Here is a 22,053-nt window from a genome sequence, read left to right as displayed (position 1 = left end):
CCCACGGCCGCGTACTCTGTCCCCCAACCTTGTCGGCCCCTCGCGAAGAGAGCTCACGGCCATGCCCTCCAACCCGGCCAATTCCGACCTGCCCACGGCGGCCGAGGCGTCCGCCGAAGCCGGGCTCCTCGACGCGCTCCAGCACCAGGTGGCCGTCTTCGCCCGGCGTGCGGAGCAGACCCGTCTGGGCGGGGTCGGCCAGGCCCGCAACTCGATGGACCGCGCCGCGTACCTGCTGCTGAACCGGCTCGACCTGGAAGGCCCGATGGGCGTCAAGGCGCTCGCCGGCGGCATGGGCATCGACTCCTCCACCGTCACCCGCCAGGTCGCCCCGCTCGTCGACAGCGGCCTGGTCAAGCGCACCTCGCACCCGGAGGACGGGCGGGCCGTGGTGCTCGCGCTCTCCCCGCGCGGGCTCGCGCGGCTGGAGGAGGTCCGCTCCTCGCGCCGCGAGCTGATGGCCCGGGTGACCGAGGACTGGTCGCAGGAGGAGCGCGAGTCGTTCACCGGGCTGCTGACCCGGTTCAACGGCTCGCTGTCGGAACTGATGGGCGCCGCTTCGGAGGCGGGCCCCGCCTCCTGAGGTCCGGGGCGCCCGCCGGCCCGATCCGGAGTCCGTCCGACCTCTTGGCCGGGCGGTCCCGCTGCCCGCACCATGTGGCCTGTGGACGTCCACCGGCCGGGCACCTACGCGGAGTTCGAGGCCTACGTCGCGGGTGCGGCGGGGCGGCTGCTGCACGTCGCCGTCCTGCTGACCGCCGAGCCGCTGGAGGAGCCCGCCGCCGCCCGCCGGCTGCTCGCGGGCGCGCTGGCCCGTACGTACGCGCAGTGGCGCCGGGTGCGCCGCGACGACCCGTACGACCACACCCGCCGGGAGCTGTGCGCCGCCTTCGCCCGCACCGGCCGGCGCCACCACGGCGGTAGGGGGCTCCTCGCGCCGCTCGGCCCGCTGGAGCGGCTCGTACTGGTGCTGCGGGTGTACGAGGGCGTCGCCGAGGAGGTCACGGCCGCCCAGCTGGGGCTGCCGGCCGAGCGGGTGCGGGCGCTGTGCGCCCGGGGCGTGGCCGCGGTCCGCTCCCGGGAGGCGGCGTGAGCGCCCGGGGCGTGACCGTGGTCCGCTCCCGGGAGGCGGCGTGAGCGCCCACGACCGCAAGGAGGACCAGGTCAGGCGGCTGCTGGAGGGTCCGCGCCCGGTGGTCCCGGTCGGGCTGGCGGCGAGTGCCGCGGCCCGCGGGGACCGGCTGCTGCGCCGCCGGCGGGCCCTGCGGCGGGCCGGCTGGACGCTGCTCGCCGCGGCGGCCGTGGCCTTCGCGGTGTGGGCCTCGGTGACCCGGCCGTGGGAGGTGCCGCCGAGCGGTGTGTCCCCGCCCCTGCAGGGCTGGTAGCCACCGCCCGGCGGCTCTCGCCGCCGCGCCGGCTAGCCGAGGGCCTGGGTCAGGTCCGCGATCAGGTCGTCGGCGTTCTCGATGCCGACCGAGACGCGGATCAGGTCCGCCGGGACCTCCAGGGCCGAGCCCGCCACCGACGCGTGGGTCATGCGGCCCGGGTGCTCGATGAGGGACTCGACGCCGCCGAGGGACTCGGCCAGGGTGAAGATCTTGGTGCGGCCGCAGACCGCGACCGCCTCCTCCTCGCCCCCGGCGACCTGGAAGGAGACCATGCCGCCGAAGTTGCGCATCTGCTTGGCGGCGATCTCGTGGCCCGGGTGCTCGGCCAGGCCCGGGTAGAGGACCTTGGTGACCTTCGGGTGGCGCGTCAGCACCTCGACGATCTTCTGCGCGTTCTCCGCGTGCCGGTCCATGCGGACGGCCAGCGTCTTGATGCCGCGCAGCACGACCCAGGAGTCGAAGGGGCCGGCCACGGCGCCCATCGCGTTCTGGTGGTACGCCAGTTCCTCGCCGAGCGCCGCGTCGGCGGTCACCAGCGCGCCGCCGACCACGTCGGAGTGGCCGCCCATGTACTTGGTCAGCGAGTGCACGACCACGTCGGCGCCGAGCGCGAGGGGCTGCTGGAGGTAGGGCGAGGCGAAGGTGTTGTCCACGACCAGCTTGGCGCCGGCCGACCGCGCGATGTCGGCGACGACGGCGATGTCGGTGATGCCGAGCAGCGGGTTGGACGGGGTCTCGACCCAGATGACCTTGGTCTTCGGGGTCAGGGCGGCCCGCACGGACGCCGCGTCGGAGGTGTCGGCCACCGACCACTCCACGCCCCAGCGGGAGACGACCTTCGCGAAGAGGCGGAAGGTGCCGCCGTACGCGTCGTTGGGGATGACCACGTGGTCGCCCGGGGAGAGCAGGGTGCGCAGCAGGCAGTCCTCGGCGGCGAGCCCGGACGCGAAGGCGAGGCCGCGCCGGCCGCCCTCCAGCGCCGCGAGGTTCTCCTCCAGGGCGGTGCGGGTCGGGTTCGCGCTGCGGCTGTACTCGTAGCCGCCGCGCAGTCCGCCGACGCCGTCCTGCTTGTACGTGGACACCTGGTAGATCGGGGGCACGACCGCGCCGGTCTGCGGGTCCGCCGTGTTGCCCGCGTGGATCGCGCGGGTCTCGAAGCTCTGGTGCTGGTGGCTGTCGTCGCTCATGGGCAGAGCTTATGGGGTGCCGGGCCGGAGGGCCGGGTGGGGCATTGGCCTTCGCGTGGGTGCGTCTGGTTCGCTTGGGGGCATGGAGATTCTGTGGTTCCTGATCGCGCTCGGCCTGCTCGTGGCCGCCTTCAGCCCGTACATACGGCGCAGGCGGGGCGGGAGCCTGCGCCTGGTCGCGCCGGGCAGCCCTGACGCGGCCGACCCCGAGAACTACGGTTTCGCCCGCCAGGAGCACCTGGACATCCGGGTGCCGGGTCCCGACGAGGACCTGATGGAGGCCCTGGACGCCGTCCAGCGCACCGGCCGGTGGCAGGCGGCCTCCCAGCTGCTGGCCGGCACCCCGAAGGAGGGCGAGCTGCGCTGGCAGCGGGTCCAGGCCTTCGGCGGCGCCGCGGCGCTGGAGCTGGTCGCGGAGCCGGGGGTCGGCGCGCGCTGGCTGAAGGCCTGGCGGCTGGAGGCGGAGAAGGACGCGGGCGGCGCGCAGGTCCACGCGGAGCTGCTGGTGCAGCAGGCGTGGCGGCATTCGGGCGGCGTGGGCTCCACGGACCACCGGATCATCCTGGAGGAGGCCCGCGAGGCGTGCCGCAAGGCGGCGCTGCTGGCGCCGGGCGATCCGGTGCCGTTCATCACGGAGCTGGCCGTGGCGCGGGCGCTGGGGTACTCGGAGGCGGAGTTCGACGCGCTCTGGGCGAAGGTCATCGACGTCGCGCCCGCGCACATGGGCGCGCACCTGGCGGCGCTGCACTACTGGTGCGAGAAGTGGCACGGCTCGCGGGAGAAGGCGGACGCCTTCGCGCACGCGGCGGCGGCCCGCGCCCCCCGGGGCTCGCTGCTGGCGGCGCTGCCGCTGTTCGCGGTGTACGAGCACGTGCCGGACGTGGTGCTGACGAACTACTGGCGGGGCGCGGTGGTGACCCGGGCCGTGGAGGGCGCCCTGTACGCGGTGCACACCGCCCGCCAGGACGACCCGATGCTGGCGCACGTACGGCACATGCTGCTGTCGTTCCTGGTGCCGATGGAGCGCTGGGCGGAGGCGATGGAGCAGATCCGCCACATCGACGGCTGCGTGGGCGCCCTCCCGTGGTCGGTCTCCCCTGACCCGGCGGCCCAGTACGCGGTGTTCCGCGCCCTGGCGGTGGCCGGCTACGAGGCCAACGGCGGCTCCCCGGCGACCCTCCCCCACTGACCGGCGAACCGACCCGGCGAGACTCGGCCTCCCTGCGGTTCGCGACCGGGGGCTTCGAGGAGCAGCCGGAGCAGGCCTTGGACGCCGCCGTCGCCGACCAGCCCGACACCGAACCGCTCCGGAAACTGCTGCTCGCCCCGTGATGCCGGGCGGATATGACGGAACCATGACGTGACCGCCCGGGGCGGGCCGGGGGGAATCCCGGTCCGCCCTCGCCCGTTGAAGGGAGCACCACTAGGAGGGAATCATGTTCTCGTACCGCCGCACGCCCGAGCTCCCCACCCGCGAGGAGGCCCTGCCGGGCCGCGCGACCCCGCAGTTCTCGCTCCCGGACCGGCACACCGTCCTCGGCAACCCGCTCGCCGGCCCGTACCCGGCGGGGCTGGAGGTCGCCGACTTCGGCCTGGGCTGTTTCTGGGGCGCGGAGCGCAAGTTCTGGCAGACCCCGGGGGTCTGGACCACGCTGGCCGGCTACCAGGGCGGGTTCACCGAGAACCCGACGTACGACGAGGTGTGCTCGGGCCAGACCGGCCACACCGAGGTCGTGCGGGTGGTCTTCGACCCGGCGCAGGTCTCGTACGCCACCCTCCTGAAGCTGTTCTGGGAGTCGCACAACCCCACCCAGGGCTTCCGCCAGGGCAATGACGTCGGCACCCAGTACCGCTCGGCGATCTACACCCACTCCGAGGCCCAGCAGGCGGAGGCCGAGGCCTCCCGCACCGCGTACCAGCAGGTCCTGACCTCGTCGGGCTACGGCGAGATCACGACGGCGGTGCTCCCGGCGGCGGAGCGCCCCTTCTGGCCGGCCGAGGCCTACCACCAGCAGTACCTGGACAAGAACCCGGACGGGTACTGCGGCATCGGCGGCACGGGCGTCAGCTGCCCGATCGGCGTGGCCCGAGCCAACGGCTGACCCTCCCCGGAGCTCCGGCGGCGTCCGGCCGGAGCTCCGGCCGGACGGGCGCCGGCGGGGACGGGTATCAGATCGTCGAGGCGTCGATCACGAAGCGGTAGCGGACGTCGCTGGCGAGGACGCGGTCGTACGCGGCGTTGATGTCGGACGCCGGGATCACCTCGATCTCCGCGCCCAGGCCGTGCTCCGCGCAGAAGTCCAGCATCTCCTGCGTCTCGGCGATGCCGCCGATCATCGAACCGGCCAGGGTCTTGCGGCCCTGGATGACGGAGAACAGGTTCAGCTCGACCGGCTCCTCCGGGGCGCCGACGTTCACCAGCGCGCCGTCGACCTTCAGCAGGCCGAGGTACGCGTCGAGGCCGAGCGGGGCCGAGACGGTCGAGACGACCAGGTCGAAGGTGCCGGCCAGCTCCTCGAAGGTGGCCGGGTCGCTCGTGGCGTAGTAGTGCGAGGCACCGAGGCGCAGGCCGTCCTCCTGCTTGCGCAGCGACTGCGACAGGACGGTCACCTCGGCGCCGAGGGCCGCGGCGATCTTCACTCCCATGTGGCCGAGCCCGCCGAGGCCGACGATCGCGACCTTCCTGCCGGGGCCCGCCTGCCAGTGCTTCAGCGGGGAGTACAGGGTGATCCCGGCGCACAGCAGCGGGGCCGCGGCGTCCAGGGGCAGCCCGTCGGGGATGCGAACGGTGTAGTTCTCGTCGACGACGAGGTGCGTGGAGTAGCCGCCGTACATGGGCTCGCCCTGCTTGTCGCGGGCGTTGTACGTACCGGTCATGCCCTTGACGCAGTACTGCTCCTGCCCGCGCAGGCAGTACTCGCACTCCCGGCAGGAGTCGACGAAGCAGCCGACGCCCACGCGGTCGCCCACCGCGAACCTCGTGACGCCCGAACCGACTTCGGCGACGACACCGGCGATCTCGTGACCCGGGATCATGGGGTAGATGCCCTCGCCCCAGCCGTCGCGGACCTGGTGGATGTCGGAGTGGCAGATGCCGGCGTACTTGATCTCGATGAGGACGTCGCGCTCGCCCACGGGGCGGCGCGGCACGGTGGTGCGCTCCAGCGGGGCCTTCGCTGCGGGGGCGGCGTAGGCGGCGACCTGGGTGACGGACATGGTGGGGACTCCTCGAACACGGCGTGCGGTGTGCCTGCGGGTGTGCACGCAGACTGCGTGCGGTCTGCGTGCGGTCTGCGTGCGGTCTGCGTGCGGTCTGCGTGCACCGAACGATCCCCGGCCCGGCCGCGTGCAGCCACGCCCCTGTCCTGCCTAGGACCGGCGGTCCTACCCCTGACGGGGTCAGGCACACGGCCCCGGCACGGCGGCCGCCCGGCGATACTGGCCTCATGGACCAGCTTGATCAGCGCGCCGAACTGGGCGAGTTCCTCCGCTCCCGCCGTGCGCGACTGCGTCCCTCGGACGTCGGCCTGCCCGACTACGGGCGCCACCGCCGGGTGCCGGGGCTGCGCCGCGAGGAGCTGGCGCAGCTGGCGGGCGTGTCGGTGGCGTACTACACGCGGCTCGAACAGGGGCACGGGCAAAACGTTTCCGCAGAGGTGCTCGACGCGATCGCCCGCGCCCTGCGCCTGGACGGCACGGAGACGGCCCACCTGACCCACCTGGCCCGCCCCAGGCCCCGCAGGCAGCGGGCGAAGCAGTACCGGGCGGAGCACGTGCGCCCGGAGCTGCGGACGCTGATGGACGCGATGGACGGGGTTCCCGCGTACCTCCTGGGGCGGCGGCAGGACGTCATCGGGTGGAACCGGCTGGCCGCGGCGGTGTTCGGGGACTTCGGCCTGCTGCCGCCCCAGGAGCGCAACCTCGTGCGCCTGGTGTTCCTCGACCCGGCGGCGGCCGAGCTCTACGCGGAGTGGGACTGCCTGGCCTGCCGGGTCGTGAGCAGTCTGCGCATGTACGCGGGCGAGCACCCGGACGACGAGCAGCTGTCGGCGCTGGTCGGGGAGTTGTCGGTGAAGAACGAGGAGTTCCGGCGGCTGTGGGCCGCGCACACGCTCGCGGACAACAAGACGCACGGCGTGAAGACGCTCCGGCACCCGCTGGTCGGCGAGCTGTCGCTGTCCTTCGAGACCCTGGCGCTGCCGGGCGACTCGGCGCAGGTCCTGGTCACCTACCACGCGGAGCCGGGCTCGCCCTCGCAGGACGCGCTGCGGATGCTGGCCTCCTGGTCGGCGCCCGACGCACCGCACGCCCCTTCCGCCGCCTCCGCCCCTGCCGCCCCCTCCACCGCCTCCACCCCGTCGGCCTCCGACGGCGCCACGGCCTGAGCCGTCCCGGTCCCGGAGAGCCGGAACGCCGGAACGCCGGATGGCGGGGAGCCTCCGCCGTTTCCGGTGGGGCTCCCCGCCATCCGCGGGGGTCGGTCGAAACCGTTCGGTCGAGCCGGGGGGTCAGGAAGCCGCGCCGGCCTTCCACTCCGCCCAGGTCATGTTCCAGCCGTTGAGGCCGTTGTCCGGCTTGATGGTCTTGTCCGGCGAGTTGACCACCGTGACCACGTCACCGATGAGCGAGTTGTCGTAGAACCAGGCCGCGGGCTGGTTCGGGTCGTTCGCGCCCTGGGCGTCGTTCAGGCCGACACAGCCGTGGCTCGTGTTCACGCTGCCGAAGATCGAGTCCGATCCCCAGTAGTTGCCGTGGATGAAGGTGCCGGACTGGGACAGCCGCATCGCGTGCGGGACGTCCTTGATGTCGTACTCGCCCTTGCCCTCACTGTTCTTGAAGCCGACAGTGGAGCCGTCCATCCGGGTCTCCTTGAACTTCTCGGAGATCACCATCTGGCCGTTGTACGTCGGGTTCTCAGGGGAGCCCGCCGAGATCGGGATGGTCTTGAGGACCGCACCGTCACGGGTGACGGTCATCTTCTTCGTCTTCGCGTCGACCGTCGAGACCTGGCTGCGGCCGATCTTGAAGGTGGCGGTCCGGTTCTGCACGCCCTTGACGCCGGGGGCGCCCTGCACCCCGTCCAGCGCCAGCTTCAGCGTGACGGTGGAGCCGGCCTGCCAGTACTGCTCGGGGCGGAAGTCCAGGCGCTGCGCGCTGAACCAGTGCCCGACGACCTCCTGGCCGCTGCTGGAGGTGACGGTGATCGCCGCCTGGACCGCCTTCTGGTCCTTGATCGCCTTGTTGAAGGTGATCGAGACCGGCATGCCCACGCCGACGGTCTGGCCGTCGTCCGGTATGAACGAGCCGACGAAGCTGTTCTCCGGGGAGACGGTGGTGAAGGAGGCGTTCTCGTGCGCCTCCTTGCCGGCCTCGTCCTTGGCGGTCGCGGACAGCGCGTACTTGGTGGAGCGCTTCAGCGCGGCGTCCGGCTTCCAGCTCTTGCCGTCGGCGGCTATCTTGCCCGCCACGGCGGCGCCCTCGGAGGTCTTCAGCTCGACCGCCGTGAGGGTGCCGTCGGTGACGGCGACGTTGGCCGCGTCGTTCAGGCCGACATTGGTCGTGCCGTCCTTCGGCGTGATCGTTATCTTGGCCTTGGAGGCGTCCTTGGCCGCTGCCGCGTCCACGTCCGACTGGGACTTGCTGCTGTTCGTGTCGCCGCCCTTGGCCTTGCCGTCGTCGTCGCCACCGCCGCAGGCCGAGAGCACCAGCACGCCGCCGAGTACGGCGGATATGGCCGCCAGGGACCTCCGCCGCCGCTTCTTGTCCGTCCTCACACGCCACTCCATCGTTGCCATGACCCCCGGGCTTCCCCCGGCCGCGCCGGGTGGTGCCCCGATTCAAGGCAGGGAGACACGCCCCCTGCCTCGCACCAGTCAACGCGTTCCGGGCCCGGACGGTTCCACATCACGTTTGAATGTGGGCAACCACACGGTCAGGCGTTGTCGGTCGTCTCTTCGTCGTACTCCCCATCTTCCTCGCCGAGGTCCCACTCCATCGACTCGGGGTCGTATTCGACGGGCTCGCTGCTCCAGGAGGCCTGCGCCAGCTCCACCCCGGGGATGTCGGCGACCAGGTCAGTGGGGTCGACGAGGTACGCGAGCGCCTCCGATTCGTCTTCCCGTACGGCCGATTCGGCGTGACCGCGCTCCTCGTCCGGCATGAACTCGTCGGCCTGGATGTGCGCGAGCGCGGCGCCGGTGAGCGCCTCGGCGTCGGGTACCTCCAGCACCAAATCAACTCGAAGGCGGACGTATCGTGATGTGTCAGAAGGGTTCATACGACGGAGACTAAGCCCGCGGCAGCCCCGACTTTCCCGCGACCCGCCCTTGTCCGTAGCATCACCGCACACGGCCAATTCGCTGCGTCCGCAAGGGGGATCGCACCGTGTCCGCACGTCGTCCGCTGCTCACCGCTCTCGGAGCGACCACCCTCCTCGCCGCCCTGTGGTTCGTTCCCTCGGCCGGGGCCACCGCACCGGGGTCCGCGGGCTCCGGTTCCACCGCCTCCGCCACCTCCGCCACGCCCTCCGGTTCGGATTCCGGTTCCGGTTCGGATTCCGGTTCCGGCCCGGCCGCGCCCCAGTCCGCCAACACGGCGGGATCCGGTTCGGTGACCACGCTGGTCTCCGGTTCCCCGGGCGGCTCCGGCGACAGCCCGCAGGGCGCCGGCCAGGTCCCGCTGGGCCTCGCCGACACCGGTGGGATCGACACCACCCCGTACCTGCTGGGCGGCACGCTCTGCCTGGGCCTCGGGGCCGGGTTCGTCGCCTTCTCCGTACGCCGCTCGCAGGCGTAGGCCCCCTGCGGGCCGTCGCGCCGCCCCTGCACCTGAGGTCCGGCGCGCCTTCGCACCGGACGCCGAAGGGCCGCCCCGGGAAGTCTCCCGGAGCGGCCCTTCGCGGCGCCCGTACGACCGGACGGCGGCCCGTGTCGCTACGCGAGCGGTCCCGTCACCGGCTCCACCGCTGCGACGAGGCCGCCGGAACGGACGAACGCGTCGGCCGCGGCCAGGTCAGGGGCGAGGAAACGATCCGGCCCGGGACCCTCCACACCGGCCGCCCGGGCCGCCGCGATGACCGCCCGGCTCGCCGGAGCAGGGGTGAGCCCGTGCCGCAGCTCGATGGCGCGGGTGGCCGCGTACATCTCGATCGCGATGATCCGGGTCAGGTTGTCCACGGCGGTACGGAGCTTGCGCGCGGCCGACCAGCCCATCGAGACGTGGTCCTCCTGCATGGCGGAGGACGGGATCGAGTCGGCGGAGGCCGGCACGGCCAGCCGCTTCATCTCGCTGACCAGGGCGGCCTGCGTGTACTGCGCGATCATCAGACCGGAGTCGACACCGGCGTCGTCCGCCAGGAACGGCGGCAGCCCGTGCGAGCGGTTCTTGTCGAGCAGCCGGTCGGTGCGGCGCTCGGCGATGGAGCCGAGGTCGGCCGCCGCGATCGCCAGGAAGTCCAGGACGTACGCCACCGGCGCGCCGTGGAAGTTGCCGTTGGACTCCACGCGTCCGTCCGGCAGCACCACCGGGTTGTCCACGGCGGAGGCCAGCTCGCGCGAGGCGACGAGGGCCGCGTGCGCCATGGTGTCGCGGCCGGCGCCGGCCACCTGCGGGGCGCAGCGCACCGAGTAGGCGTCCTGCACGCGCGGGGCGGACTCCTCCTGGAAGTGCTCGGTCAGCCCGGAGCCCTTCAGGACGGCGGCCATGTTCGCGGCGGAGGCGCCCTGGCCGGGGTGCGGGCGGATCGCGTGCAGCTCGGGGGCGAGCACCTTCTCGGTGCCGAGCAGCGCCTCAAGGGTCAGCGCGGCCGTGATGTCGGCGGACTTGTAGAGCTTGTCGAGGTCGGCGAGGGCCATGACCAGCATGCCGAGCATGCCGTCCGTGCCGTTGAGGAGGGCGAGGCCCTCCTTCTCCTTGAGCTCGACGGGCTGGATCCCGGCCGCGGCGAGCAGCTCGCCGGCGGGGCGCACGACCCCGTCCGGGCCCTCGGCGTCGCCTTCGCCCATCAGGGTGAGCGCGCAGTGCGAGAGCGGCGCGAGGTCGCCGGAGCAGCCGAGCGAGCCGTACTCGTGGACGACGGGCGTGATGCCCGCGTTGAGCACGTCGGCCATGGTCTGCGCGACGGACGGACGGACGCCGGTGTGACCGGAGGCGACGGTCTTCAGGCGCAGGAACATCAGGGCGCGCACGACCTCCCGCTCGACGCGCGGGCCCATGCCGGCGGCGTGCGAGCGGACGATGTTGCGCTGGAGCTGGGCGCGCAGCTCGGGGCTGATGTGCCGGGAGGCGAGGGCGCCGAAGCCGGTGGACACCCCGTAGACGGGTTCGGGCTTGGCGGCGAGGGCGTCGACGATCTCGCGGGCGCGGGCGAGGGCGTCGAGCGCCTCGCCGGACAGCTCGATCCGCGCGTTGCCGCGGGCGACGGCGATGACGTCCTCGGCGGTGGTCCCGGACGTCCCCACCACGACAGTGTGCATATCCATATTCAGCACCCTACGGACTGAATCGCTTCATGTCACTAGCGACTTTCGGGAGGGACCCTTACGCCCCGTACCGGGCTCATGCCCGGCCGCGGAAGCGGCGCCGTTCGCCGGCCGCCTCCTGCTGGGCGGCGTCGGCCAGCCGGACGACGGCGGTGTCCCGGCCGGCGACGACGGGTTTCGGGGAGCGGGCGGCCTTGGCCTTGTACTGGGCCGCGTCGGCCAGCCGGAACAGCCGCCGGGAGGACTTCACGGGCCCGATCGGATCCCCGGTGGACGCGACCCCGCAGGCCACGCCCTCCCCGAGCTCCAGCTCGGCGGCGCGCAGGCACAGCTCCTCGGTGACCCGCACCACCTCGTCGGCGGGCGGCCCCACGCTGACCAGGCAGAACTCGTCGCCGCCGAGGCGGGCGACGAGGGCGCCGGGCAGCATCGCCCCGCAGAGGCTGAGCACGGACCCGAACCGCTCCAGCAGCCGGTCGCCCATGGCGTGGCCGAGGGTGTCGTTGACCGTCTTGAGCCCGTTGAGGTCGCAGACGACCAGGCTGACCACGGCGCCGGCGCGCCGGTGCTCCTCCAGGGCCTCGTCGAGCCGCATGTCGACGGCACGGCGGTTGGCGAGGCCGGTCAGGGGGTCGGTGAAGGCGAGACGGCGGGCCTCTTCGAGCCGCTCGTTCTGGGCGAGGCCGGCGGCGACGACGGCGGCCAGGACGGTCGCGAACTCGGCGTCGTCCTCGTCGAAGTCGGGCAGGCCGGCGTCCCGGGCGACGTACAGCTCGCCCCAGGCCCGGCCGCTGAGCACGACGGGCGCCACGACGCAGCTCCCGCGGCCGCGGCGGCGCAGGGCCTCGCCGCGCCGCCCGGGGCGCCCGCCGCCGGCCGCTTCCACCCAGGCGTGCGGGCCGCCGCCCCCGACCCAGCGCTCGTGCAGGAACTCGGTGATCTCGGGGAAGTCGTGGACGGGGTAGGACTCGTCCTCGGGGAACTCCTCCTCCCCGGCGCGCAGCCCGCCCTCGTTGACGAGCACGCGCAGCCGCCCCCGCTCGCGCTCCCAGGCGGAGATCGCGGCGAACGAGCCGTCCATCGCGAGCCGGGCCCCGCGGGCGGCGGCCCGCACGCTGTCCCGCGGCGCGCATGCGGCGGCCATGGCCTGCGCCAGGCCCACGACGGCTCGCAGCCGCCCGTCGAGTCCCATCACCCCAGGTTAGGGAGTTTTGTCAGATTTGTCGGATGCCCGGCCCCCGACACCCGTCCGTCGGACGCCCCGCCCCGGCAACGGTTCGCCGGACGCCCCGCCCCGGCGCGCGGGCCCGGCGCGATCCGCGGGCCGGGCCTCAGTGCCCCGGCCAGTTCGGGCGGCGCTTCTCGTTGAACGCCGCCACGCCCTCCGCGCGGTCGCCCGAGAAGGCCACCGTCCGCCAGGCCGCGTCCTCGATCTCCAGGCCCGCCGCCAGGTCCATCCCGTGGCCCAGGCGCAGGGCCCGCTTCGCCGCCCGCAGGCCCACCGGGGAGTTCGCCGCCATGCGGGCCGCCAGCGCCAGCGCCTCCGCCCGGTCCGTACCCGCCGCGACCACCGAGTCGACCAGGCCCAGCGACAGCGCCTCCGCCGCCTCCACCCGCCGCGCCGTGAAGATCAGCTCCGCCGCCCGCGCCGCGCCGACCCGCCTCGGCAGCAGCTGCGTACCGCCGCCGCCCGGGATCACGCCCACGGAGACCTCCGGCAGGCCGACCACCGCCGTCTCGTCCGCCACGATCACATCGCACGCCAGCGCCAGCTCGAAGCCGCCGCCCAGCGCGAAGCCGTGCACTGCCGCGACCGTCGGCATCGGCAGCTCCAGCACGCCCCCGTAGGCGCCCCGCGTGGTCGGCCGCTGCCGCACCAGCTCCGCGTCCGAGAGCGAGTTGCGCTCCTTGAGGTCCGCTCCGACGCAGAACGCCCGTTCCACCGCCGAGGACAGCACGACCACCCGCACCGAGGAGTCCGCCGCGAGCTGCGCGCACGCGTCGCCGATGGCCCGCGCCATCTCCGTCGAGACGGCGTTCATCGCCTTGGGGCGGTCCAGGACCAGCTCCGCGACCCCGTCGTCATGCCGGCGCACAGCCACGAACTCAGACACGAAAGACCCTCCCGGTTAACGAACGTTACCCGGGGATCTTAGGCTTCCGCCGCGTCAGCGACCAGGGCTCCACGACCCCCAGTCCGCGCACCGGCCGCTGCCACATCGGCTGGAGCGCGAAGCGGTACGTGCCGCCGCCCTCCTCCGCCTCGGCCTCCTTCTCGGAGACCGGCGCCGCGCCCGTGCGGCCCAGCTCCTTCGCCATCGCACCGTCGACGAGCACCGCGTCCTTCGGCGCTATCGACGTCAGCCGCGAGGCCAGGTTCACGGTGGTGCCGAAGACGTCGCCCATCCGGGTCGTCACCGTCCCGAACGCCATGCCGACGCGCAGCTCCGGCATCTGGGCGTCCGCTTCCATCGTCTCGATCAGCCGCAGCGCGATCTCGGCCGCCGTCGCCGCGTCGTCGGCGCAGTACAGCACCTCGTCGCCGAGCGTCTTGATCAGCCGGCCGCCGTGCGCGGCCACCAGGTCCGCCGAGGTCGTCTCGAAGGACTCGACGAGCTCGCCGAGCTCCTCCTCCTCCAGCCGCCGCGTCAAGCGCGTGAAGCCGACCAGGTCCGCGAAGCCCACCGCGAGCCGCCGGTCGACCATCTCCTCGTCGTCCGCGACCTGCACCACGCGCCCGGTGGCCGCCGCCAGCTGGCGGCGCCACACGTAGACGAGGAACTCCTCCAGCTCCGGCAGGAGCAGCTCGACCAGCGGGTACGTGACCTCCGTACGGGTCATCCCCGGCTCCGGCGGCTCCGTCAGCCCCTCCAGGAAGGAGTCGATCTGCCATTCCGCCAGCCGGGCGGTGGTCTGCCCGGTGGAGCGCGCCACCTGCACGGCCATGGGTTCGCTGAGCAGCCCCGCCTCGACCAGGCCGGCGAGGCGGCGCAGCGCCAGTACGTCGGCCTCCGTCAGGGCCTTGGCCTGGCCGATGTCCGCGAAGCCCATGGCCCGCCAGAAGCGGGAGGCGAGCTCCATCGAGACCCCGGCGCTGCGGGCTGCCTGGAACGGCGTGTAGCGCCGCTCCGCGCCCAGGATCAGCTGCTCCAGCCGGATGGCGAGCGGGTCCGCCGTCGGCTGGGCGGTGTGGTCCACCTCGTGGAGGGGGGTGTGCTGGTCGCGTCCGATCGGGGTGCCCGGGCCGGAGGATCCCGGGCCGGACGGCCCCGGACCACCCGTCCGGGAGGCGGACGCGCCGGACGTAGAGTCGTCGACGGTCAAGGGCCGCCTCCTGTCCATTGCCGTGCGCACTGCCCTGCCGAACCGGGTGATCACCGGGAGGACCGGGATCGCCTAAACCATACGGCAGGTGTGCCGTAGCTCACTCCCCACTCCCGCGGCCGCGGCCCCGGCGTCGGGCCGGCTACCGCACCGACCGCAGATGGACGACGTCCCCGGCCCCCACGGCCTCGTGCTCGCCCGCGGCCGTGCGCACGACCAGCCGCCCGTCCGCGTCGACCGCTTCGGCCGTCCCGGTGAGCGTGCGCCCGCCGGGCAGGTCGGCCCGTACGTGCCGGCCCAGGGTCACGCAGTTTGCCGCGTACGCCTCCTGGAGCCCGCTGGCGGCCGGGTCGCCGCCGACCGCCCGCCAGTCCCCGTACCACTGCTCCAGGGAGCGCAGTACGGCCTTCAGCAGGGGCTCCCGGTCCGTCACGGCGGCCTTGGCGAGGATCAGCGACCCGGCTTCGGGCACCGGCAGCTCGTCCTCGGTCAGGGTCACGTTGAGCCCGATACCGATCACGACCCCTCCCCCGGAGCCTCCGGCCCGGGAGGGACCCCCACCCACCCGCTCGGCGAGGATGCCGCCGGTCTTGCGCTCCTCGCCGTTCACGGTGACGAGGAGGTCGTTGGGCCACTTGAGTGCCGCGTCCACTCCGGCGGCCCGCGACAGCCCGCTCGCGGCGGCCACCCCGGCCAGCAGGGTCAGCCACCCCCACCGCTCCTGCGGTACGGAGTCGCCCGGCTTGAGCAGGACGGAGAAGAACAGCCCCGACCGCGGCGGGGCCACCCAGCTCCGGTCGAGCCGGCCGCGCCCGGCGGTCTGCTCCTCGGCGACGAGCACGGCCCCCTCGGGCAGGCCGGCGGCCCGGGCGGCGAGGTCGGTGTTCGTGGACCCGGTGGCGGCGACCACCTCGACCGAGGTCCACAGCCCCCCGTCGGTGACGAGGGCCCGCTCCAGCGCGGCGGCGCCCAACGGCGGCCGCTCAAGACTCGACCAGCGGCCGGCGGAGGCCGCTCCTGATGCATCTGATGGCGTCATGCAAGCCACATTAGGTGTGTCAAACGCCGCACTGCCGAGCGCCATGCCCGCCGATACGCTACGCACCAGTAGCCAGCAGTAGTCAATCAATTGACCAGGCAGTTGACACCACACAGGGAGCCGCGACCCCGATGTCACAACCCTCAGAGCCGATCGACATGCACACCACCGCGGGCAAGATCGCGGACCTGCAGCGCCGCATCGACGAAGCCACTCACGCCGGGTCCGCGCGCGCGGTGGAGAAGCAGCACGCCAAGGGGAAGCTGACGGCGCGTGAGCGGGTCGCCCTGCTGCTGGACGAGGGGTCCTTCGTCGAGCTCGACGAGTTCGCCCGCCACCGCTCGACCGCTTTCGGGCTGGAGAAGACCCGCCCCTACGGCGACGGCGTCGTCACCGGCTACGGCACGGTGGACGGCCGCCCGGTCGCCGTGTTCTCCCAGGACTTCACGGTCTTCGGCGGGGCCCTCGGCGAGGTCTACGGGCAGAAGATCATGAAGGTGATGGACTTCGCCCTCAAGACCGGCTGCCCGCTCGTCGGCATCAACGACTCCGGCGGCGCCCGCATCCAGGAGGGCGTGAGCGCGCTCGGCATGTACGGCGAGATCTTCCGCCGCAACGTCCACGCCTCCGGCGTCATCCCGCAGATCAGCCTGATCGTGGGACCGTGTGCCGGCGGCGCCGTGTACTCCCCCGCGATCACCGATTTCACCGTGATGGTCGATCAGACCTCGCACATGTTCATCACCGGCCCGGACGTCATCAAGACGGTCACCGGCGAGGACGTGGGCTTCGAGGAGCTCGGCGGCGCCCGCACCCACAACTCCACCTCGGGCGTCGCCCACCACATGGCCGGGGACGAGAAGGACGCCATCGAGTACGTCAAGTCCCTGCTGGCGTACCTGCCGTCGAACAACCTCTCCGAGCCGCCCGCCTTCCCCGAGGAGGCGGACACCGAGGTCAGTGACACCGACCGCGAGCTCGACGTACTGATCCCGGACAGCGCGAACCAGCCGTACGACATGCACACCGTGATCGAGCACGTGCTCGACGACGCGGAGTTCCTGGAGACGCAGTCGCTGTTCGCGCCGAACATCCTCACCGGCTTCGGCCGCGTCGAGGGCCACCCGGTGGGCATCGTCGCCAACCAGCCGATGCAGTTCGCCGGCTGCCTGGACATCGACGCCTCCGAGAAGGCCGCCCGCTTCGTGCGGACCTGCGACGCCTTCAACATCCCGGTGCTGACGTTCGTGGACGTCCCCGGCTTCCTGCCGGGCACGGACCAGGAGTACAACGGAATCATCCGGCGCGGCGCGAAGCTGATCTACGCGTACGCCGAGGCCACCGTCCCCCTGATCACCGTCATCACCCGCAAGGCCTTCGGCGGCGCGTACGACGTCATGGGCTCCAAGCACCTCGGCGCGGACCTGAACCTGGCCTGGCCGACCGCGCAGATCGCCGTCATGGGCGCCCAGGGCGCGGTCAACATCCTGCACCGGCGCGCCATCGCGGAGGCGGAGGAGGCCGGCACCGCCGAGGAGACCCGGGCCCGGCTCATCGCCGAGTACGAGGACACGCTGCTGAACCCGTACACGGCCGCCGAGCGCGGGTACGTGGACGCGGTGACCATGCCGTCGGAGACCCGGGCGCACGTGGTCAAGGGGCTGCGGCAGCTGCGCACCAAGCGCGAGTCGCTGCCCCCGAAGAAGCACGGCAACATCCCCCTCTAGGACGCTGGGAGGCAGTCCCGTGGTGATCAAGGTCGTCAAGGGGAATCCGACGCCCGAGGAGCTGGCCGCCGCACTGGCGGTGGTCCAAGCGCGCGCGGCGGTGCTGGCATCGGCACCGTCGGGCGCGGCGCGGGTGGCGGACGAGTGGTCGGCTCCGGCCCGGGTGGCGCGGCGGACGATGCCGCAGCCGGGGCCGCGCGCGTGGGCCCGTACGTACTGGCCCGGATAGGCGGCCGGGACGGTACGCGGGCGGGCCCCCCGGGGCGTACCGGGCGCGGCGGACGGTGACCCGGCCGGCCCGGGGGACGGTGAGCAGGCCGGCCCGGGGGACCGGCCCGGACGGACCCCCGTCCGGTCGTGAAGATGACGTGAACGGACTGTGGCGCCTGAGTACCCGTACTCAGGCGCCGCACCGGTCCCCGGGGCCAGGATCGGGGCATGCTCTGGTCAGACCCGAAGAACGAGCCGCCCAAGGACATGCGCGACGCGCAGGCGATGGTCCGGCGGATGACCGTCGTGGTCGTCCTCGCGATGCTGGTGGTCGTGTACGTGCTGGGGGTGGGTTTCTAGCCGGCCGGACGGGCTCCCCGGCGGGGCGTCCGGAGCGGGAGGCCCGCGCCTACGATGGCGGGCATGACTGCTGCTGCCCAGGCCCAGGCCCCCACCCCCACCCACTCCCTCATCCTCGCCTCCGCCTCGCCCGCCCGGCTCAACCTGCTGCGGCAGGCCGGGCTGGCCCCGCACGTGATCGTCAGCCACTTCGACGAGGACGCGCTCACCGCGGATTCCCCGGCCGAGCTGGCCCTGGCGCTGGCCGAGGCCAAGGCGGGGGTCGTGGCGGCCCTGGAGGAGGCCGCGGGCGCCCTGGTGATCGGCTGTGACTCGGTGCTGGAGCTGGACGGCGAGGCGCTCGGCAAGCCGGCGGACGCCGCCGAGGCCACCGCCCGCTGGACGGCGATGCGCGGCCGGGCCGGCGTGCTGCGGACCGGGCACTGCGTGATCGACACCGCGACCGGCCGTCAGGTTTCGGCCACCGCCTCCACGACGGTCCGGTTCGGCGAGCCGACGGACGCCGAGGTGGCCGCGTACGTGGCGAGCGGAGAGCCGCTGCACGTGGCGGGCGCGTTCACCCTGGACGGGCTGTCGGCGCCGTTCATCGAGGGCATCGACGGGGACCACGGGAACGTCATCGGGCTGTCGATGCCGCTGCTGCGCTCCCTGCTGGGCGAACTGGGCGTGTCGATCACGGATTTGTGGGCTTGAGCTCCCCGTACGGCGGCGGTGGGGCGTCCTGGGGGCCCGGAGCGCCCTGCCCGCCCGAGGGGCCCGTAGAAGGCGCTCCGGCGGTGCCCTGGGCCGCGTAGAGCATCAGGGTCAGGACCAGCAGGCACAGGATCACCATCGTGACCGCGAAGGCGCTCCAGCCGACCAGTCCGACGGCGAGGGCGCCGAGCACCCCGTGGGTGACTGCGGCGGTGACGAGCACGACGCGGGCGAAGGTGCCGGGCGCGCGGTCGCGTACGGCCACCGCGGCGAGGAGCACGGCGCACAGGAGCAGGAACGCGCCGATGCCCGCCCCCATCGCGTACGTGGCCGTGGACATGAGGTCCGGGTCCATGCCGGCTATCGACATCGACTGGTTGCGGGTGGTCTCGCCCAGGACGATGTGGACGAGGACCAGCACCGCCGCCTCGGCGACGAGCACGATCGCCGCCAGTGCGGCCACGAGTCTGCGCAGTACGACGCCCACGACGACACACCCCTCCCCCGCCCGCCGACCACAAGCCTGTTCGACGCCCTGGAGGCTACTAACGGGTAAACGTACGGACAAGGGGTCCGGGCGGGTCGGTTGCGCGGGGTGCCCGCTCCGGCGATCACGCAAAGAATGTGTGGGACGTTCGTAGGGACTCGACAAAGAATCACCGGGGCCCGCTGACCGGCCGAACAGAGACCTCGGACGGGTGACGGGGTTACTGTGCAGTCGGGGATCCCCCTGACCTGGGGCGCCACAAGGGCTTTCCTCACTCGAGGCGGACTCGAATCACACTCCGTGTGGGCAAGGTCACCTCTAGGGAAGGGTCGAAACGCCGTGTGGGCTGTCCCTAAACTCAGCTTGTTTCAAGGAGGGAGCCATCGTGCGCAAGGTGCTCATCGCCAACCGTGGCGAAATCGCTGTCCGCGTTGCTCGGGCCTGCCGGGATGCCGGGATCGCGAGCGTAGCCGTCTACGCCGATCCGGACCGGGACGCTCTGCATGTCCGCGCGGCCGACGAAGCTTTCGCGTTGGGCGGTGACACCCCGGCCGCGAGCTACTTGGACATCTCCAAGGTCCTGCAGGCCGCAGCCGATTCCGGCGCGGACGCCATCCATCCCGGATACGGCTTCCTCTCCGAGAACGCGGAGTTCGCCCAGGCCGTGCTCGACGCCGGCCTGACCTGGATCGGCCCGCCGCCGCAGGCCATCCGCGACCTCGGCGACAAGGTGGCCGCCCGCCACATCGCCCAGCGCGCCGGCGCCCCGCTCGTCGCGGGCACGGCGGACCCGGTCTCCGGGGCCGACGAGGTCGTCGCGTTCGCCCGCGAGCACGGCCTGCCGATCGCGATCAAGGCCGCCTTCGGCGGCGGCGGCCGCGGCCTGAAGGTCGCCCGCACCCTCGAAGAGGTGCCGGAGCTCTACGATTCGGCCGTCCGCGAGGCCGTCGCCGCCTTCGGCCGCGGCGAGTGCTTCGTCGAGCGCTACCTCGACAAGCCGCGCCACGTCGAGACGCAGTGCCTCGCCGACTCCCACGGCAACGTGGTCGTCGTCTCCACCCGCGACTGCTCCCTCCAGCGCCGCCACCAGAAGCTGGTCGAGGAAGCCCCCGCGCCGTTCCTGTCGGAGGCTCAGAACGCCGAGCTGTACGCGGCGTCGAAGGCCATCCTGAAGGAGGCCGGCTACGTCGGCGCGGGCACGGTGGAGTTCCTGGTCTCCGCCGACGGCCTGATCTCCTTCCTGGAGGTCAACACCCGCCTCCAGGTCGAGCACCCGGTCACCGAAGAGGTCTCCGGCATCGACCTGGTCCGCGAGATGTTCCGCATCGCCGACGGCGAGGAGCTCGGCTACGGCGACCCGGTCCTGCGCGGCCACTCCATCGAGTTCCGCATCAACGGCGAGGACCCGGGCCGCGGCTTCCTGCCGGCGCCGGGCACCGTCACCAAGTTCGCCCCGCCGACCGGCCCGGGCGTCCGCCTCGACACGGGCGTCGAGTCCGGCTCGGTCATCGGCCCGGCCTGGGACTCCCTGCTGGCCAAGCTGATCGTCACCGGCGCCACCCGCGAGCAGGCCCTCGAGCGTGCGGCGCGCGCCCTGGCCGAGTTCGAGGTCGAGGGCATGGCCACGGCCATCCCGTTCCACCGCGCGGTCGTCGTGGACCCGGCCTTCGCTCCGAAGGACGGCACCCCGTTCACCGTCTTCACCCGGTGGATCGAGACCGAGTTCGTCAACGAGATCCCGCCGTTCGCCGCCCCGGCGGCCGAGGACGCCGAGGACGAGCCGGGCCGCGAGACCGTGGTCGTCGAGGTCGGCGGCAAGCGCCTGGAGGTCTCCCTCCCGTCCTCGCTGGGCATGACCCTGGCCCGTACGGCGGCGGCGGGCGGCGCGAAGCCCAAGCGCCGCGCGGCGAAGAAGTCCGGCCCGGCCGCCTCGGGCGACACGCTCGCCTCGCCGATGCAGGGCACGATCGTCAAGGTCGCGGTCGAGGAGGGCCAGCAGGTCAACGAGGGCGACCTGGTGGTCGTCCTGGAGGCCATGAAGATGGAGCAGCCGCTGAACGCGCACCGCTCCGGCACCATCGTCGGCCTCACCGCCGAAGTCGGCGCCAGCCTCACCTCGGGCGCCACGATCTGCGAGATCAAGGACTGATCCGCAGGCCGTACGGAACGAAGCCGGCCCCCAGGACCCTTCCGGGTCCTGGGGGCCGATCTCATGCGCTGCTCCCGGCGGCTACCAGGTGCCGGGCTGTGCCGTCCAGCTCTTCACCGGGGGCTCGAACCCGCCGTCCGCCTTGGCCTTGAAGCCGTCCCGCCACACCGGGTCGATGACGACCGGGTAGGCGGTCCCGGTGTCAGTGAGGAGCTTCCTGTCGGGGCTTCAGGTGAGCTTTGAGCCCTTGAGAGCGACGCCGAGGACTGCCTCCTCGGACCCGTGGGAGATGCCGCGACGGCGGCCGTCGGGGGAAGGGGGCGGCGGCGCCGACGGCCGGGGCCGCCCGCAGGCCGGAGGTCTTGGCGGCGGCGTCCTTCGAGGCGTCGACTTCGGGGTGCCGGACTTCGGTGCCGGGGTGGTCGGCGTCGGGCCGTACCGGCGGTGGACTCGGGGAGGATCGTGTCGGCGCCCGAGTCCCATATCTGCGGCTTGACGGCGCTGAATACGGAGTTGCCCGCCGGATCCACCGCGCGGAGCTCGCCGCTCGCCTCCATGCGGATGGCGAGGCCCTTGCCTTCGAGGCCGAAGTCGCTTCGGCGCCGGAAGCGCCTTCGGCCAGGTCAGCGGGATGTCCCGGCCGTCCTCGCGCAGGGGGCCGGCGGGCCCGTGCCGCCGCCGGAGAAAGGCAGTCCGACGGCGGTCGCAAGCCGGCTGTGCGCCCGTGGTCCGCCTTCGCGAGCGTGGTGTCCGCGTCGACGAGGTTGCCGCCGCGGTACACGCTTACCGGCCCGGCGCGTGATTGGCCGTCAGGGTTTCGTCGGGGGTCCGTCCGGGTCGGCCCAGACGTCGTCCGGCTCCGTGCGCTTCGCCGGGATCGGGAAGGCGGGTCGTCGGCGCGGGCGGTCGGGCGTACGCCGGGAATGGTCTCACTGACCCGTCCTCAAAGATAATGCGGTGGCCGCGCCGAGACGGCGATCCACCCTTGGATGGCCGGGACGGCCCGCTG

22 protein-coding genes are annotated in these 22,053 nt (G+C 73.0%); 12 read left to right on the top strand and 10 right to left on the bottom strand.

Annotated elements, in window-relative coordinates; genetic code table 11:
• Nucleotides 1-61: 61 nt before the first annotated feature.
• The 3 genes from ACS04_RS08220 (at nt 62) to ACS04_RS08210 (ending at nt 1,385) form a co-directional block, all read left to right on the top strand.
• Nucleotides 62-583, top strand: a complete 522-nt coding sequence (locus tag ACS04_RS08220) for a MarR family winged helix-turn-helix transcriptional regulator (RefSeq protein ID WP_048475872.1) — start codon at nt 62-64, stop codon at nt 581-583.
• A gap of 81 nt (nt 584-664) precedes the next feature.
• Nucleotides 665-1,093, top strand: coding sequence for a sigma factor-like helix-turn-helix DNA-binding protein (locus tag ACS04_RS08215; protein WP_245236323.1), 429 nt, complete (start codon nt 665-667; stop codon nt 1,091-1,093).
• A 40-nt stretch (nt 1,094-1,133) separates the two neighbouring features.
• Nucleotides 1,134-1,385 (top strand): hypothetical protein, encoded by a 252-nt coding sequence (locus ACS04_RS08210; protein WP_048475870.1) that lies wholly within the window; start codon nt 1,134-1,136, stop codon nt 1,383-1,385.
• Between the two features lie 32 nt (nt 1,386-1,417).
• On the opposite strand, the gene ACS04_RS08205 is transcribed toward ACS04_RS08210, so the two are convergent.
• The gene (locus ACS04_RS08205; RefSeq protein WP_048475869.1) at nt 1,418-2,575 is read right to left on the bottom strand and encodes a cystathionine gamma-synthase; all 1,158 of its coding nucleotides are present in this window, start codon (nt 2,573-2,575) and stop codon (nt 1,418-1,420) included.
• An 82-nt stretch (nt 2,576-2,657) separates the two neighbouring features.
• Here ACS04_RS08205 and ACS04_RS08200 point away from each other — a divergent pair, with 82 nt between their 5' ends.
• Together ACS04_RS08200 and msrA are read left to right on the top strand one after the other, a co-directional pair.
• Nucleotides 2,658-3,764 (top strand): hypothetical protein, encoded by a 1,107-nt coding sequence (locus ACS04_RS08200; protein WP_048475868.1) that lies wholly within the window; start codon nt 2,658-2,660, stop codon nt 3,762-3,764.
• A gap of 247 nt (nt 3,765-4,011) precedes the next feature.
• Entirely contained in the window at nt 4,012-4,677 is a 666-nt protein-coding gene (gene msrA, locus ACS04_RS08195; protein ID WP_048475867.1) for a peptide-methionine (S)-S-oxide reductase MsrA, read from the top strand.
• 67 nt (nt 4,678-4,744) lie between these two features.
• On the opposite strand, the gene ACS04_RS08190 is transcribed toward msrA, so the two are convergent.
• Nucleotides 4,745-5,791 carry an NAD(P)-dependent alcohol dehydrogenase gene (locus ACS04_RS08190; RefSeq protein WP_048475866.1) on the bottom strand — a complete coding sequence of 349 codons (1,047 nt, stop codon included), beginning with the start codon at nt 5,789-5,791 and terminating at the stop codon, nt 4,745-4,747.
• 230 nt (nt 5,792-6,021) lie between these two features.
• Here ACS04_RS08190 and ACS04_RS08185 point away from each other — a divergent pair, with 230 nt between their 5' ends.
• Nucleotides 6,022-6,960, top strand: a complete 939-nt coding sequence (locus tag ACS04_RS08185) for a helix-turn-helix transcriptional regulator (protein WP_048475865.1) — start codon at nt 6,022-6,024, stop codon at nt 6,958-6,960.
• 123 nt (nt 6,961-7,083) lie between these two features.
• Here the strand turns inward: ACS04_RS08185 and ACS04_RS08180 are convergent, their stop codons facing one another.
• Nucleotides 7,084-8,361 carry a L,D-transpeptidase gene (locus ACS04_RS08180; protein ID WP_048475885.1) on the bottom strand — a complete coding sequence of 426 codons (1,278 nt, stop codon included), beginning with the start codon at nt 8,359-8,361 and terminating at the stop codon, nt 7,084-7,086.
• A 146-nt stretch (nt 8,362-8,507) separates the two neighbouring features.
• Nucleotides 8,508-8,804, bottom strand: coding sequence for a hypothetical protein (locus ACS04_RS39200; protein WP_245236322.1), 297 nt, complete (start codon nt 8,802-8,804; stop codon nt 8,508-8,510).
• A 155-nt stretch (nt 8,805-8,959) separates the two neighbouring features.
• Between ACS04_RS39200 and ACS04_RS08170 the strand changes: the two genes are divergently transcribed.
• Complete coding sequence (locus ACS04_RS08170) at nt 8,960-9,370, top strand: hypothetical protein (protein ID WP_048475863.1); 411 nt, start codon at nt 8,960-8,962, stop codon at nt 9,368-9,370.
• Nucleotides 9,371-9,507: 137 nt separating this feature from the next.
• Here ACS04_RS08170 and hutH read toward each other — a convergent pair whose 3' ends face one another.
• The 5 genes from hutH to ACS04_RS08145 all read right to left on the bottom strand — a co-directional run bounded on the left by hutH (nt 9,508) and on the right by ACS04_RS08145 (nt 15,418).
• Nucleotides 9,508-11,049 (bottom strand): histidine ammonia-lyase, encoded by a 1,542-nt coding sequence (gene hutH, locus ACS04_RS08165; protein ID WP_048475862.1) that lies wholly within the window; start codon nt 11,047-11,049, stop codon nt 9,508-9,510.
• An 82-nt stretch (nt 11,050-11,131) separates the two neighbouring features.
• Entirely contained in the window at nt 11,132-12,247 is a 1,116-nt protein-coding gene (locus tag ACS04_RS08160) for a GGDEF domain-containing protein (protein WP_048475861.1), read from the bottom strand.
• 139 nt (nt 12,248-12,386) lie between these two features.
• A complete protein-coding gene (locus ACS04_RS08155) occupies nt 12,387-13,169 on the bottom strand; it encodes an enoyl-CoA hydratase/isomerase family protein (RefSeq protein ID WP_048475860.1) in 783 nt (260 codons plus the stop codon).
• Nucleotides 13,170-13,194: 25 nt separating this feature from the next.
• Nucleotides 13,195-14,379 carry an adenylate/guanylate cyclase domain-containing protein gene (locus tag ACS04_RS08150; protein WP_048475859.1) on the bottom strand — a complete coding sequence of 395 codons (1,185 nt, stop codon included), beginning with the start codon at nt 14,377-14,379 and terminating at the stop codon, nt 13,195-13,197.
• A 142-nt stretch (nt 14,380-14,521) separates the two neighbouring features.
• Complete coding sequence (locus ACS04_RS08145; RefSeq protein ID WP_048475858.1) at nt 14,522-15,418, bottom strand: biotin--[acetyl-CoA-carboxylase] ligase; 897 nt, start codon at nt 15,416-15,418, stop codon at nt 14,522-14,524.
• A gap of 131 nt (nt 15,419-15,549) precedes the next feature.
• Here ACS04_RS08145 and ACS04_RS08140 point away from each other — a divergent pair, with 131 nt between their 5' ends.
• From ACS04_RS08140 to ACS04_RS08130, 4 genes are all read left to right on the top strand, one after another.
• Nucleotides 15,550-17,145: an acyl-CoA carboxylase subunit beta gene (locus ACS04_RS08140; protein ID WP_048475857.1), complete on the top strand. Its 1,596-nt coding sequence runs from the start codon at nt 15,550-15,552 to the stop codon at nt 17,143-17,145.
• A 22-nt stretch (nt 17,146-17,167) separates the two neighbouring features.
• Entirely contained in the window at nt 17,168-17,374 is a 207-nt protein-coding gene (locus ACS04_RS08135; protein ID WP_078864548.1) for an acyl-CoA carboxylase epsilon subunit, read from the top strand.
• Nucleotides 17,375-17,583: 209 nt separating this feature from the next.
• Nucleotides 17,584-17,715 (top strand): morphogenic membrane protein MmpB, encoded by a 132-nt coding sequence (gene mmpB / locus ACS04_RS40005; protein WP_099889787.1) that lies wholly within the window; start codon nt 17,584-17,586, stop codon nt 17,713-17,715.
• A 63-nt stretch (nt 17,716-17,778) separates the two neighbouring features.
• Nucleotides 17,779-18,408: a Maf family protein gene (locus tag ACS04_RS08130; RefSeq protein WP_048475884.1), complete on the top strand. Its 630-nt coding sequence runs from the start codon at nt 17,779-17,781 to the stop codon at nt 18,406-18,408.
• Here ACS04_RS08130 and ACS04_RS08125 read toward each other — a convergent pair.
• A complete protein-coding gene (locus tag ACS04_RS08125; protein ID WP_078864544.1) occupies nt 18,389-18,895 on the bottom strand; it encodes a hypothetical protein in 507 nt (168 codons plus the stop codon). The two genes, ACS04_RS08130 and ACS04_RS08125, sit on opposite strands and share 20 nt — an antisense overlap.
• 385 nt (nt 18,896-19,280) lie before the next feature.
• Between ACS04_RS08125 and ACS04_RS08120 the strand changes: the two genes are divergently transcribed.
• On the top strand, nt 19,281-21,044 hold the full coding sequence (locus ACS04_RS08120; RefSeq protein WP_048475855.1) for an acetyl/propionyl/methylcrotonyl-CoA carboxylase subunit alpha: 1,764 nt from the start codon (nt 19,281-19,283) through the stop codon (nt 21,042-21,044).
• Nucleotides 21,045-22,053 lie beyond the last annotated feature (1,009 nt).

This window comes from Streptomyces roseus (genome assembly GCF_001044425.1).
GTDB classification, from domain to species: Bacteria; Actinomycetota; Actinomycetes; order Streptomycetales; family Streptomycetaceae; genus Streptomyces; species Streptomyces roseus.
The sequence above is the reverse complement of the archived record's forward strand: the minus strand, read 5'-3'. Positions and strand labels throughout refer to the sequence as shown.